This is a genomic window from Arcicella sp. GW822-FHT02H01 (genome assembly GCF_058802005.1).
Genome location: NZ_JBXANT010000001.1, coordinates 575,628 through 590,894, shown reverse-complemented (window position 1 = coordinate 590,894; position 15,267 = coordinate 575,628). Strand labels below are relative to the sequence as shown.

Sequence of the window (15,267 nt, the reverse complement as noted above, 5' to 3'; positions counted from 1 at the left end):
TTTTACTGTATTTCCATTAACCATCTTAAACAAATGAAAAAAACAATTTTATCCATTCTTTTATGCTTCTTGATGAATGCTTTGGTAGCTCAAACGCCAAATGTTCAACGTATTAATCCGACTAACTGGTGGGTAGGCATGAAAAACCCTAAGTTACAGCTATTGATCTATGGCAAAAACATTGGCGATTGCGATGTGAAAATCAATTATCCGGGAGTTTCTTTGGAAAAAGTAAACAAAGTTGAAAATCCCAATTATCTATTCCTTGATTTAACAGTTGCACCAACTACCCAAGCTGGACAAATGATGATTGAGCTTTCAAAAACGGTGAAAGTGCAAAAAGGGAAAAAACAATTGATAGACCAAATCGTAAAAATAACACAACCTTTTCAGTTAAAAGTACGTGACCAAAAGCCACAGGAAATCAATTCAAAAGATTTTATTTACTTGATTCTTCCTGACCGTTTTTCAAATGGCGACCCTTCCAACGATAAATTTGCAGATATGGCCGACCCTGCTTCCGATCGTAAAAATCCATTTTTACGTCACGGAGGCGATTTGCTGGGTGTACAAAATCATTTAGATTATGTAAAAGAATTAGGCGCTACTACCATTTGGTTGAATCCAGTTGTCGAAAACAATCAACCCCAAACCAACGAAGGAGGAGCTATGCGTTCAGCCTATCATGGTTATGGTTTTACAGACCATTATAATGTAGACAAACGCCTTGGCGGTAATGAAGCGTATAAAAAATTAATAGAAGCATCGCATGCCAAAGGACTAAAAATTATTCAAGATGCAGTATATAATCACGTAGGAATCAATCACTGGATTTTGAAAGATTTACCGATGAAAAATTGGTTGAATCAATGGGATACTTATACCAATACGTCGTACCGTGATGAACCCGTGGTTGATATTTTGCATGGTTCGGCTGCTGATTTTAAAGTACAACAAAATGGTTGGTTTGTTCCTTTCTTGCCCGATTTGAACCATAAAAATGAATTTGTCGCTAACTTTTTGATTCAACATGCTCTTTGGACAGTGGAAAACTTTGGTATCGATGGCTGGAGAATCGATACTTATCAATACAATGACTTGAATTTTATGAATCGTTGTAATGCTGCTTTGGCAGAAGAATATCCTAACATGTTTATTACAGGTGAAAACTCTGTACAAAGTGCTTATTCACAAGCCTATTTTGCAAAAAATAACCTGAATGTACCTTTCAAAAGCTCATTGCCATCTGCCAATGACTTTGTGCTGTTTAATGCCATCAACGATGCGTTGAACCAAGGGTTTGATTGGGGAAAAGGTTTCAATCGTTTGTATTCTACATTGGCAATGGATGCGCTCTATGAAGACGCTAACTTGAACATGACTTTCTTGGATAACCATGACATGGATAGATTTTATTCTGTCATTGGCGAAGATTTTAATAAATATAAACTTGGCGTAGGCTTTTTATTAACTACTCGTGGAGTACCACATTTGTATTATGGCACCGAAAACCTGACAAAAAACTTCAAGAATCCATCGGATGCCGAAGTACGCAAGGACTTTGAAGGCGGTTGGGCTGATGATAAAACAAATAAGTTTTTAGCATCAGGGAGAACAGAGAAAGAGAATGAGGCTTTTGATTTTGTGAAAAAGTTAGCTAGCTATCGTAAAAATAGCAATGCGATTACTACAGGAAAATTAACACAATTTTTACCACAGGATGGAATTTATGTGTACTTTAGATATACCGAAAACGAAAGCATTATGGTAATCATGAACCAAAATAAAGAAGATAAAAATCTGGATACTCAAAGGTTTTCAGAAAGAATGTCGGGTTTCAGTACTGCCAAAAATATTATGACAGATGTATTGGTGGGAGATTTAAAAACATTAAAAATCCCAGCGATGTCAATTACAATTCTTGAATTAAAAAAATAAACATATCCTTACAGACATTGAGTGAGTTAGTGAATTGTGATTGAGTGAATATTTTTTTTAAATCACTCAATCACCACTCACTCAATCACTAACTAAAAATCACATGACAAAGATTAAAGCTTGCCTATTCGATTTAGATGGCGTAATTGTTGATACAGCAGTATATCATTTTCAAGCTTGGAGACGCCTTGCGAACGAATTAGGGTTTGATTTTACCGAACATCAGAATGAACAATTAAAGGGTATTTCACGTATGGAATCGTTAGAATTGATTCTTAAATGGGGAAATGTTACCTTAACAGAAGCGGAAAAATTAGCATGGGCAACTCGTAAAAATGATTGGTACCTAGATTTAGTGAAACTAATGACACCCAAGGAGGTACTCCCAGGCGTTGAAAAGTTTCTTACTGACCTTCGCGAAGCGGGTATTAAAATCGCTTTGGGTTCGGCTAGTAAAAATTCTAAATTGATTTTAGAAAGAATCAATATGTTAGATTATTTTGATGCCATTATTGATGGCAATAACATCACGAAAGGCAAGCCAGACCCACAAGTGTTTTTGATGGGAGCGGAGGCAACTGATTCATTGCCAAGTGAATGTGTAGTATTTGAAGATGCCGTAGCAGGAATCCAAGCTGCTAAAGCAGGAGGTATGAAAGCTATTGGAGTAGGTTCTCCTGATATTTTAACAGAAGCAGATTTTGTGATTGCTGGCTTTGACGAAATGACCTTGGATAAATTGAACTTTTAATATTTATCCAAAATACAGTTTAGCACAGCAAATTGAGTGTTAAATTTCTAGTATAAATTCGCACAGAAATTAACACTTTTGTAGTATATAGTATTATGCTGATGTTTTTTCTAAATAATAATGCTGCTTTTTATGTAAAAGTCGAGAATTATTATTTAATTTACTATTGACCATTTTTATAAATACTTGATTAAACTATTGATAATCAGTTGATTTGATTGGTTTTTTCTTGAGGAGAAAGGTTTTATCTTTTTCTTAATAAACAAACTAACCAAGTATAACCATATATGAAAGACTATCTTAAACACGATGAATGGTGTATCATCGAAGAGGGATTTAATCGTGAATTCAACGAAATTACTGAATCTGTTTGCTCTTTAGGCAATGGACGAATGGGACAAAGAGGAAATTTTGAAGAAACTTTCACCGGAAAAACACTTCAAGGGAATTATGTAGCTGGTGTATATTACCCCGACAAAACACGTGTAGGTTGGTGGAAAAACGGATACCCTGAATATTTTGCGAAGGTGTTGAATGCTGCCAACTGGATTGGTATTAAAGTTGAAATAGAAGATGAAATACTAGATTTACATACTGCGGAAGTAAACGATTTTAGGCGTGTGTTGAATATGAAAGAGGGTTATTTACAACGTTCTTTTGTGGCTACTTTGCCGTCGGGCAGACAGGTAAAAGTTAATACCAAACGCTTCAATTCTATTGTTGATGACGAATCAGGTGCAATTTCTTACGCAATTACACCCCTTAATTTTGACGGAAAGCTTGTGCTGACTCCTTTTATAGATGGCGATATCAAAAATAAAGATGCCAACTATGATGAAAAATTCTGGGACGAAGTTCATAAAGAAACAGCTTTTGCAGAAGGATATATAGAGATGGTTACTAAGAAAACAGGTTTTCATGTAGTAACTGGTCAGAAATTTCAAATTTTTCAAGAAGGCAAAGCCGTTGATTTCAAAAGCTTGCCTCAAAAAGCAGAAAAATATATAGCGAGTCAAGTTACTTTGAGCGTAAAAGCTAACGAAGAAACTGTTTTAGTAAAATATGCTTGTAACCTTTCTTCTGAAAATCATGAGATAGACGATTTACTTCCTAAAGCCAAAGCTTATTTAGCTAACATTGAAGCCAAAGGCTTTGATAAAATGCTAACAGAACAAGCAGAAAAGTGGGCATCACAATGGGAAACGAATGATATTGTGATTGAAGGTGACGTTGCTGCTCAGCAAGGTATTCGTTTCAATATTTTCCAGATGAACCAAACTTATACGGGCGAAGATGCTCGTTTAAATATTGGGCCAAAAGGCTTTACTGGCGAAAAATATGGTGGCTCAACCTATTGGGATACCGAAGCTTATTGTATTCCTTTTTACTTAGCAACTGCCGATCAGCAGGTAGCTCGTAATCTACTGGTTTATCGTTGGAAACAACTAGGTAAAGCCATTGAGAATGCCCAAAAATTAGGTTTTAAAGATGGTGCCGCATTGTATCCAATGGTTACAATGAACGGTGAAGAATGCCATAACGAATGGGAAATTACCTTTGAAGAAATTCACCGTAATGGCGCCATTGCTTATGCCATTTACGATTATGTAAACTATACAGGCGACGAAGCTTATTTAGCTGAACATGGTTTTGAAGTACTTTTAGGCATTGCTCGTTTCTGGGCACAGCGAGTAAACTGGTCGGAAGCGAAAAAGCAATATGTGATGTTAGGAGTGACGGGGCCAAATGAATATGAAAACAACGTAAATAATAACTGGTACACAAGTTATTTCGCTGTTTGGTGTATGAAGTATTTGATGGAAGTAGCGGATAAAATAAAAGCGTCAAATCCTGACCGTTATAATGAGCTAGCTAGTTTGACAAATCTTGATGAAACCATTGAGTTTGAAAAATTCAAGAGTATCACTAGCAACATGTACTTAGGCGAAGATAAAGCGTTAGGCGTTTTCTTACAACAAGATGGTTTCTTGGATAAAGAATTAATAAAAGTAACTAATCTTCCAGCTCATGATAGACCAATCAATCAAAAATGGTCGTGGGACAGAATATTACGTTCTTGCTTTATTAAACAAGCCGACGTGTTGCAAGGAATATATTTCTTTGAAGATGACTTTGATACCGAAACCATCAAGCGTAATTATGATTTCTATGAACCAATGACAGTTCATGAGTCATCATTAAGTCCATGTGTGCATTCGATTATTGCCGCTAAATTAGGAGATAAGGCACGTTCTTATGAATTCTATCAACGTTCGGCACGTTTGGATTTGGATGACTATAATAATGATACGGAAGACGGTTGTCATATTACTTCCATGGCAGGTACTTGGATGTCCATCGTAAAAGGGTTTGGCGGTATGCGTGTTCGCAATGGGCAGGTATATTTAGCACCATTCGTACCAGAAAACTGGAATTCATTCTCGTTTAAAATTCGTTTCAGAGGCAATTTGTTGAATATTAAAACTTTTGCGCATGAAGTAGTGATTGAAAATTTGGCAGGAGATGATATTACTATTTTTGTATACAACGAAGCTGTAGTTTTAAAAGCAAATTCGACAGTTAATATTGAACAGAAAAATGTAGAAGCCGTAGCGTAGGTTACTAATATTATTTTAAACAAAGCTCCTTGAAAGATTTTCTTTTGAGGGGCTTTGTTCGTTTATCATCTTTCAATAAAAGTAATATATGCTTAGAAATTTTTAAGTGTAAAAACATTAACTTGGCACTAGCATATAAACAATAATAACATGGAAAGCTTAACAGTAAATAACTTTGTCAAAGACATCAATAAATCTATTGAATTTTATAAGCAGATTGGTTTTCAAACCATCATGACTGTGCCAGAAGAAGGAGATTTTGTGTGGGTGATGCTCTCAAATGGAGGCGTAACAATAATGTTGCAGACGATGGATAGTTTAGGAGAAGAATTACCTGATATTGATAGAAACAGACTAGGAGGGAGCTTACTCTTTTATATCAAGCTAAAGGAAATAAGAAGCTTTTTTGAAAGCATTAAAGACAAAGTAGAAGTAGTAAAAGGGCTAGAAAAGACTTTTTATGGTGCGACAGAATTTACGATTAAAGATATTGATGGGTATTACCTGACTTTTGCGGAGGATGAAGGGTAAATAATAACATATATCACTTAAGACCTACTAGAAATATCATTCTTACATCTTGCCTATTTGTCTAATTTGCCTAAAGTTTAGCGCATTTCAAGCATTGAGAGAAAGTTTTAAATTAGTATTGATAGAAATTTCGTTGTATTTTGTATGTTTGTTAATACAGAATCCTTCATCATTCAATACATATCAATATGAGAAAAATTATTTTACTGTTTTTCCTTCCTTTTTCAATTCTTGCACAAAAATTTTCAAATGCTGAAATCAGTCGCTTTGAAGCGCAGGCGAAGCGAGTAAATATTATTCGTGACAATTGGGGGATTCCGCATATTTATGGCAAATCGGATGCAGATGCTGTTTTTGGCTTACTTTTTGCTCAATGTGAAGATGATTTCAAGCGTGTTGAGATGAATTATATTGAAAAGCTGGGAAGAATTGCAGAACTAAAAGGTGAATCAGAACTCTATAACGATTTACAAATTCGCTTATTGATTGATACTACCGAAGCCAAGGCAGATTATCAAAAGGCGGCACCTTGGTTAAAGAAATTATTGAATGCTTATGCCGACGGGATTAACTTTTATTTATACAAACATCCAGCAGTGAAACCTGCTATGCTGACACGCTTTAAACCGTGGTATGCTTTGTTATGGACAGATGGAAGCATTGGTGCAATCAGTACGGCCGATTTAAGCATAGCCGATTTAAAGAATTTTTACTCAGGTAGTTTAGTGTCTGCCGTAGCTGTTCCTAAAAATCCTGAGCAACAAACAGGTTCAAATGGATTTGCGTTTTCTCCTAAGATTACGCAATCAGGCAAAGCTATTTTATACATTAATCCACACGTTACTTTCTACTTTCGTCCAGAAGTACAAGTAGTTAGTGAAGAAGGTTTGAATGCTTATGGAGCCGTTACGTGGGGGCAAATGTTTGTTTATCAAGGTTTTAATCAATATTGCGGTTGGATGCATACCTCTAGTAATGTAGACGTTGCTGATGTGTATGCCGAAAAGATTGTCAAAAAAGGCGACAAGTATTTTTATGAATATGAAGGAGCTTTGAAGCCTGTAACAGAAAAGAAAATTACGATTAGTTACCTCGCTGACAATGTATTAAAACAGAAAACTTTTAGTACATACTTTACGCATCACGGGCCAATTATGGGTAAAAGAGATGATAAATGGGTGAGCCTGAAATCTTATAACCGTTCTATTGTCAGCATGATTCAGAGTTGGAAAAGAACCAAAGCGAAAGGATTTGAGGAATATAAGCAAGTGATGGCTTTAAAGGCTAATACTTCAAATAATACTGTTTTTGCTGATTATAAAGGTAATATTGCTTATTGGCATGGCAACTATATTCCTAAAAGGGATAATCAGTTCAATTGGGCTAAACCTGTAGATGGTTCAATAGCAGCTACAGAATGGAAAGGCTTGCATGAGGTAGATGAAACCGTGCATTTGTATAACCCAGTCAATGGTTGGTTGCAAAATTGTAATTCAACGCCCTTTTCAGTGGCAGGGGTTAATAGTCCTAAACGAGAAAATTATCCATCCTACATGGCTCCTGATGGTGAAAATTTTAGAGGGGTAAATGCAGTAAGGGTATTAGACCGCGAAAAGAAATATACCATCGACAAAGTAATAGCCGCAGGTTATGATACTTATTTGTCAGCTTTTGAAATATTGATACCAGCTTTGGTGAAAACATTTGAGCGTGACGTAAAGCAAAACGATTCGCTCTATACGCAACTAAAAGCACCGATTGAAGTCTTGAAAACGTGGGATTATCATTCATCAGAAAATTCAGTAGCTACTACTTTGGCAGTAGAATGGGCACAGAAATTGAGCCCTGTTATCCAAAGACTATACATAGACCAAGGCGAAACCGACCAAGTGGAAAATACTAAGAGGTTTGCCACCAATGCTGATGTAGCGAAGTTTATGCCTCCTTTGGTGACAGTGATAAATGATTTGAATAAAAAATTTGGTACTTGGCAAATACCTTGGGGCGAACTAAATCGTTTTCAAAGATTGACGGGTGATTTACAAACAAAATATAATGATAATGAGCCAAGTGTTCCTGTAGGTTTTGCTTCAGCACTGTGGGGTTCGTTGCCATCTTATAATAGTAGATATTACCAAGGAACGAATAAAAGATATGGCGTTGGGGGCAATAGTTTTATTTGTGCCGTAGAATTTGGTGAAAAAATAAAAGCTAAATCTTTGTTGGCAGGTGGCGAAAGTGGTGATCCTAATTCAAAACATTTCAAAGATCAATTGTTGATGTATACAAAGGGGAAATTCAAAGATGTCCTCTTTTATAAGGAAGATGTGCTAAAAAATGCAGAAAAGACGTATCATCCAGGCGAATAAGCGTAAATATTGTTAAACAAATTGATAAAACGTTAGGTTAGCAGTATATTTGAAAGATTTTTTCAAATAAGATTCAAACAGTAATTTCAATAACGAATTAAATTAAAATTAAATGGCGTATCAACAAGATTTTACTCATGTGACAGGTTCTGAACCGCACCGTTTGCGTACAAGGCAGATATTAAAGGCTCACCCTGAGGTAAAGAAGTTAATCACAAAAAATCCAATGACGATGATTTGGATTCTGGCTTGTGTGTCACTTCAAATTCTGATGACTTATTTGGTAAAAGACCAAGCTTGGTATATTATTTTAGCTGCTGCTTGGTGTATTGGTGCTTTCCCATCACATACATTGTTTATTTGTATCCATGAGGCTTCGCATAACCTTGTTTTCAAAAAACCATCGTGGAACGTTTACGCTGGTATTGTTGCTAACTTTCCTTCATTAGTACCTACAGCAATTTCATTTAAAAACTACCATTTAAAGCACCACGCTTTTCAAGGTGTTCATGAACTAGATGCTGACTTACCAGATAAATGGGAGGCAAAAATGATTAATAATTACTTTTTAGGTAAAGCAATCTGGTTGTTATTGTTCCCAATTTTTCAAGTGATTCGTACACTTCGTTGTTTGGAATTAGCGGTAATAGACCGTTGGGTATTGATGAATATTTTTGCTCAAATTGCCTTTGATGTGGTGATTTGGTATTTCTGGGGATGGCCAGCATTAGGCTACATGGGCGCAAGCTTTATGTTCTCTGTAGGTTTACACCCACTTGGTGCAAGATGGATTCAAGAACATTATCTTGTATTGGATAAAGACCAAGAAACATACAGCTATTATGGTGGTTTGAACTTAATCAATATGAATGTGGGCTACCACAACGAACACCACGATATGCCATCAGTACCTTGGAATAATTTACCAAAATTGAAAGCGACTGCTCCTGAGTTTTACGATGATTTGAAGTACCATACTTCATTTGTGAAATTATTTTTCACCTTTTTATTTAGCCAAGAAGTAGGCTTATATTCAAGAATTGTAAGAAAAGAAAGAGGTCGTGTAGGATTGGATGATACCTCAATTCCAGACATTCAAATGGCTGAACAAAAAATATAATAGCCATTTGCAATTTTTCAATAAGATTTTTCGTTTTAAATAGCTCCAAAAATGGAGCTATTTTTATTTTCAATAAATTAGTTTTATCCTAAACTGCTTATTTGTTTTTTTAAGAATAATATACGAAGTTTGTTAGACAGAAACCCTTTGCTAACCATAATACTGAATGTTTTGAGAGTCCTCAATACATTTTTCGCTGTTCCTCATCACGCAAACATTCTTTTGAAATTTAGTAAAAAAGCAAATGGCAAAGAAAAATAAATTAAGAATCATCAACTACGTCAAGGATGGAGTGGTACTGAGAAGTGAAGTTGCGCCCAAACCTCCAAAAAGAATTACAACGAAATGGACCCAAGAGGAAATAGATTTCCTCAAAGAAAATTTTCAGAATTTGACATCCAGAGAAATTTCTGATCAACTTGGAAGAAGTTGGGAGTCTGTAAGAGGGCAACTTAAAAGATTTAAACTCACAGTAGGAGAAGAGCTTAGGAAAGTACGCCAAGCGAGTAGAAAAGGCGTTCCTTCAGGCAGAGAAGGCGTTACCAAATGGACTGACGAAGCCATCAATTATTTAAAGGAGCATCATTATAGCAAACCTTTACCAGAGATTTGTGAACATTTGGGCTTAAGATATGGCGTTGTTTATAAAAAAATGCGCTCGCTTGGTCTGAATGTAAACCCTGAAATAGCGTTAAAGGTAAGGAAAGAAGGTATTGGTCGTATTAATGCCGAAAAGAAAGCTTATTTTGCTTCCGATGATTTCCTTGAGAAACAAAGGAACAAGCAACTGAAAAAGCGGACTAACTCTATTAAGCAACGTTTAATCAATAGGGAACTTTCTGAAATCCAGAAAATCCAGAATGAGATAAAATCAGCGATGAAAAAAATAGAGAAGAACGACGCTCTTATCAATAAACTTGTCACTGAAAAACAAAATTTAAGAGCAGACGTCAAACGCTCTGAACTTCGTATAAAAGCCATCACAGATAAATTGAATTCTTCTGTTCAACATTCTGAAATAAGTACTTAAAATACAGGGAAATCAGTACAGTGAAAAAGGTGTTTTTCATTAACTTTATCACGAACAAAGAATATAAACTCAAAAATGAAAAAACAAATTTTCTCTATTGGAGTACTACCTCTACTGGCTGGCTTATTAATATCTGTTGATGCTTCCTGTAATCTAAATCATGCAAATGATAACCCTGTTTTAAACAAATCAGTAAAAGCTGGTACTGATGGGTTAAAAATTGAAACGTTTGTTACGGGCTTGAATGTACCTTGGGGAATGGCTTTTTTACCTAATGGTGATATGTTGGTTACTGAAAGGTCGGGACAGTTAAGATTGATACATGATGGAAAATTAGTAGAAGAACCTATCAAAGGACTTCCTGCTATTATTTCTAAAGGACAAGGAGGGCTTTTAGATATAAAATTGCATCCCAATTATGCCAAAAATGGCTGGATTTACTTTAGCTATTCATCACCATTAGCAGATGGCGAAACTGGCAAAGGTTCTAATACGGCACTGATGCGTGCTAAATTAGTAGGCAATACGCTTACAGAACAAAAAGTTGTCTTTAAAGCAACACCAAATGTAACTACAACCCATCACTATGGTGGAAGAATTGCTTTTGATAGAGCTGGCTATTTATACTTGACAGTAGGCGAAAGAGGTCAACAAGAAGAGGCTCAGAAACTTACGACTTTCCAAGGAAAAGTAGTGCGTTTAAATGATGATGGTTCTGTGCCTAAAGATAACCCATTTGTTGGGCAAGACGGTGCTAGACCTGAAATCTATTCTTATGGACACAGAAATCCACAAGGTTTTGTGATTAATCCAACGACAGGTGATTTGTGGGAACACGAACATGGTCCACAAGGAGGTGATGAAGTAAATATCGTGAAGAAAGGTGCTAATTATGGCTGGCCAGCAATTACCTTCGGTATTGGCTATGATAATTCAATTATCAGTCCAGATACTGCTCGTGCAGGAATGGAACAGCCTATTATTTATTACAGACCATCAATTGCTCCTTGCGGAATGACTTTTATCACCAGCAAGAAATTCCCTGATTGGAAGGGTAATTTACTGATTGGGTCATTAAAGTTTAATTATATCAAGCGTTGTGTAATTAAAAACAATAAAGTGGTTAGTCAAGAAACGGTGTTTGAAAATATTGGTAGAGTAAGAGACATCAAAGAAGGTCCAGACGGAAATATTTACGTAGCCATTGAAAGTACTGGTTCAATTGTAAAAATTAGCCCTGCTAAATAGTGGCTATCGGTCTTCGGTCATCAGCAATCGGTTTTTATAATTAAAAGCCGATTGCTGTTGGCTATTATTATCAGTTCTGATAATCTAAAGCTGAATCACGATACCTGAAAACCAATTTTTATATTTTGACTGCCGAATTCCGACGACTGATAGCCTTTTTTGAATTCCGACAGCCGATATCCCTTAAATAAAAATGAAAATAATTATACTAATTGCTTCAATGTTGTTTCTGTCTCCTTTTTGGCGTCAAGAAGATGAACTAGCTGATAGTATTGCTCGTGGTAAAGAAGTATATATGAATAATTGTATTGTTTGCCACATGGGTAAAGGAGAAGGTGTTCCTAAGCTTAATCCGCCTTTGGCAAATTCAGATTATTTATTGAAAACTCCCGAAAAAGGCATTAGAGCAATAAAATTTGGATTAAAAGACTCTATCCAAGTAAATGGAGTAAAGTATCAAGGCATGATGCCTGAACCCGGATTAGAGAATGAAGAAATTGCCGATGTAATGAATTATATCTTGAATTCATGGGGTAATAAATCGACAAAAATTATTGATGTGAAAACAGTAGAGGGAATCAAAAAATGATTCCCTCTTGTTTTTAGCTCTTGGTTTAGATTTGTCAACTTTTCAAAAGTTGGCAAATCTTTAACTGTTTAATCCATCTACTTCCTCTTAAAATAAGGCCAACCTTTCTTAAAATACATTTCCACAATATTCATCTTCGATTTTCCTTGGTCTTCGGCATCATAATAATGAATAGAGACAATCTTTTTGCCTTTTTCTCTTAATAAACCCACATGACCAGGGCCTTGAAATTTACCTTCAGTTCGCATAATTACCGTACCTCCGCCAGTATTTAAATCTTTACCAGTTTGGTCTAAAAATGGCCCTAAAGGATTTTTAGAACGCCCACAAACGATGTAATAAGTACTGTTTAGTCCTTTGCAACATAAACCATTGTTCACAAAAAGATAATAATATTCTCCTTCTTGAATCAGACAAGACGCTTCCCAGTCAGACTCTCTGCCACCCGCTACTTTTTTGATACTTTCTCCAGCTTTGATTTTCCCTGAAATAGAATCTAATTCTACCGCACCAATACCACCGAAGAATGAACCATAAGTCATCCAAATTTTACCTTGCTTGTCTTTTAAAATACTTGGGTCTATGGCATTGAAGTCTTTTCGTTCCTTAGATGCTACCACCATCCCCAAGTCTGTCCATTTATATTTTGGAGATTTTGGATCAAGGGTTTCATTGGTTGCTACGCCAATGGCAGATTGAGTAACGCCGAAGGATGAACAAGAGTAATACAAATAGTATTTTCCATTCATAAAAATACAATCTGGCGCCCAAAAATGTCCTTGGAATTTAGGTACATATTCTTTAATCCAAGTGGGAAAAGAGTCCTTTTTATACACTGTTTGTGACGAGACTTTCCAATTGACTAAATCAGTGGAATAAGTAGCTTTGATACCATTACCAGTAGAAAAGAACCAATAACTATTGCCTTCTTTCAAGATGGTAGAAGGATCATGAGATTCGATTTCTCCCTGTTGTGCGTTAGTCTGGAAGTTTATTAATAGTGCGAATAAAGCTACTAAAAAGTACTTCGTATTTTTAATCATAGTCATTGTGAGAGTGAGGTTTAACCCGACTAAGCCACGTTCTAAAATAGCTTAATCGGGTTTATTAATTATTACTCAAAAACACCTACAAAACCCCCATTGGGCTTTAAAGAGATTTTGTATTGTCCCTTTGCAGGAATATCAAATGATGATTCTTTTAATAAAACGGTTTCATCATCAGAGATTAATTGTCCTTTTTTATTTTTTAAGAAAGATAAATCAAGCGTTAGTTCTTTGTTGCTTCCTTCACCATTAATACCTGCGATGTACCATTTGTTACCTGATTTTCTAGCTACGACAAACAATTTGCCTGGGAATCCATCAATAAAACGTGTTTCATCCCAAGTGCTTGGTAATGTTTGTAAGAATTTTTGAGCAAATTCAGGTACGTGTGTCATTCCTTCTGGTGATTCTGCAAAATGCTGGATACCTGAAATAAATACAACAGATAAGGCTAATTCAAAAGCAGAAGTAGTTCGTCTTTTGATATTAGGCACTTTGTACAAATTCATCGGCGTAAAGTCCATTGGGTCAAAAGCATTCCTTGTAAAAGGCAAAGTAGTGCAGTGTGCAGGCTGTTCGTCAGCCGCCGCTTGGTCGAACGTAACCATCTCAAATCCTTTTACTGCCTCCGCAGTCATTAAATTAGGGTAAGTTCTGTGCCAGCCTCTTGGTAAAGTAGCACCATGAAAGTTGACTAATAATTGTACTTTTGCAGCCTCTTCTAAAATATCTACATAATACTTAATCATCGACTGTCCATCACCGCCAAAGAAATCAATTTTTACCCCTGCAATACCCATTTCCTTGATTTTGGTAAATTCTTTCATTCTTCCTTCATGTGTCAGCAATAATCCTTTAGGATGATATTTTACTGTGTTCCAATCGCCTGCGGAATTATACCAAAGTAACAGTTTTACATTTTTTGTTTTGGCATAATCAGCTAGCCATTTTGTTTTGTCATAACCAATTCTAGTATCCCAATCGGCATCTATCAAACAATATTCCCAGTGCATTTTGGCCGCAAAATCGATGTAGTCTTTGGTAGTTTCAAAATTGACAGATTCATCTTTTTTGATAATCCAACTCCAAGAAGCTTTACCAGTTTTAATGAACGAAGTATCCATTTTGATAGCAGGCTTGGCTAAATCTGTGCCCAAGGTTGATTCTGTGATAGTTTTCAATGAACCTAAGGCAATGATTCTCCAAGGTGAAAGCCAAGGCAATGTAGATTGTGGATTCAACTCGCCTCCTGTAAATACTTCTGGTGCTTGTGGAAACCCGATTTTGTATTCATTATTAGGCGATTCAGCTCTTAGGCGTGTAGCACAATAAGTACCGTCTAAACCAGCTTCGGTTAATAAAACCCAAGTGCCATTACTTTGGAAAAGAGCAGGATAAACCCACCCCGCTTTAATAGGTGAAATAATACCTGCTAAGATATTTTTTTGATAAAACTCTTCATAAGAAGGATGACAGTGTTCCCAACCAGTTTGGGCATCACTCATGGGTTGAAGCCAAGCTTTAGTAGCTTCTGGAAAATTGAATGACGTAATTTCCTCACTGATTTTCTTGATGTCGCTAGTGTTTTCAGGAAAAAAATACCTGAATGCTACACCGTCGTTTGAAACCTGAAAAATAATATTAAGTTTTTTACCTTGTGCATTTTTTAGTTTAAAAACCTGACGGTTAGCAGTATAGGTAATCACACTCTTTTTAGTAGTAAGGATACTATACTTATCTTTTATCAAAACAGGCTTCTTAGTCTCTAAAAGTGTAAGCCCTTTAGTGAAATCACCATCTTCGCGGATGAGTCCTAAGCGAGACGATTCTAATACTTGCTTTCCTTGAAAGCTTACAGAATAGTTTGCCTGTTGATTTTTCACTGAAAAATCAACAGTAATTTGATGATTCGGACTAAACATTTTCTGTGAAAAAGCACTACTTGCCAATAGTAAAAAAATAATTGTTTGAAATGATTTTAGGTTCATCGTAAGGAAAGATGTTTTATTAGGATAAATAAAATTAAG

At 35.9% G+C, this 15,267-nt stretch carries 11 protein-coding genes; 9 read left to right on the top strand and 2 right to left on the bottom strand.

What is annotated here, in order from left to right; genetic code table 11:
* Positions 1-33 precede the first annotated feature (33 nt).
* The 9 genes from AC1RNE_RS02575 (at position 34) to AC1RNE_RS02535 (ending at position 12,194) form a co-directional block, all read left to right on the top strand.
* On the top strand, positions 34-1,938 hold the full coding sequence (locus AC1RNE_RS02575; protein ID WP_492799482.1) for an alpha-amylase family glycosyl hydrolase: 1,905 nt from the start codon (positions 34-36) through the stop codon (positions 1,936-1,938).
* Positions 1,939-2,041: 103 nt separating this feature from the next.
* Positions 2,042-2,689: a beta-phosphoglucomutase gene (gene pgmB / locus AC1RNE_RS02570; RefSeq protein ID WP_492799481.1), complete on the top strand. Its 648-nt coding sequence runs from the start codon at positions 2,042-2,044 to the stop codon at positions 2,687-2,689.
* 287 nt (positions 2,690-2,976) lie between these two features.
* Positions 2,977-5,307: a glycoside hydrolase family 65 protein gene (locus tag AC1RNE_RS02565; protein WP_492799480.1), complete on the top strand. Its 2,331-nt coding sequence runs from the start codon at positions 2,977-2,979 to the stop codon at positions 5,305-5,307.
* Between the two features lie 150 nt (positions 5,308-5,457).
* Complete coding sequence (locus AC1RNE_RS02560) at positions 5,458-5,838, top strand: VOC family protein (RefSeq protein WP_492799479.1); 381 nt, start codon at positions 5,458-5,460, stop codon at positions 5,836-5,838.
* Between the two features lie 188 nt (positions 5,839-6,026).
* On the top strand, positions 6,027-8,207 hold the full coding sequence (locus AC1RNE_RS02555) for a penicillin acylase family protein (RefSeq protein ID WP_492799478.1): 2,181 nt from the start codon (positions 6,027-6,029) through the stop codon (positions 8,205-8,207).
* A 112-nt stretch (positions 8,208-8,319) separates the two neighbouring features.
* A complete protein-coding gene (locus tag AC1RNE_RS02550) occupies positions 8,320-9,327 on the top strand; it encodes a fatty acid desaturase (protein WP_492799477.1) in 1,008 nt (335 codons plus the stop codon).
* 244 nt (positions 9,328-9,571) lie between these two features.
* The gene (locus AC1RNE_RS02545; RefSeq protein ID WP_492799476.1) at positions 9,572-10,357 is read left to right on the top strand and encodes a hypothetical protein; all 786 of its coding nucleotides are present in this window, start codon (positions 9,572-9,574) and stop codon (positions 10,355-10,357) included.
* A gap of 75 nt (positions 10,358-10,432) precedes the next feature.
* Entirely contained in the window at positions 10,433-11,605 is a 1,173-nt protein-coding gene (locus tag AC1RNE_RS02540; protein WP_492799475.1) for a PQQ-dependent sugar dehydrogenase, read from the top strand.
* 193 nt (positions 11,606-11,798) lie between these two features.
* Positions 11,799-12,194 (top strand): c-type cytochrome, encoded by a 396-nt coding sequence (locus AC1RNE_RS02535; protein ID WP_492799474.1) that lies wholly within the window; start codon positions 11,799-11,801, stop codon positions 12,192-12,194.
* A gap of 77 nt (positions 12,195-12,271) precedes the next feature.
* Here the strand turns inward: AC1RNE_RS02535 and AC1RNE_RS02530 are convergent, their stop codons facing one another.
* Both AC1RNE_RS02530 and AC1RNE_RS02525 read right to left on the bottom strand, forming a co-directional pair.
* Entirely contained in the window at positions 12,272-13,243 is a 972-nt protein-coding gene (locus AC1RNE_RS02530; RefSeq protein ID WP_492799473.1) for an arabinan endo-1,5-alpha-L-arabinosidase, read from the bottom strand.
* A 65-nt stretch (positions 13,244-13,308) separates the two neighbouring features.
* Positions 13,309-15,228, bottom strand: coding sequence for a glycoside hydrolase family 97 protein (locus tag AC1RNE_RS02525; RefSeq protein ID WP_492799472.1), 1,920 nt, complete (start codon positions 15,226-15,228; stop codon positions 13,309-13,311).
* Positions 15,229-15,267: the final 39 nt, after the last annotated feature.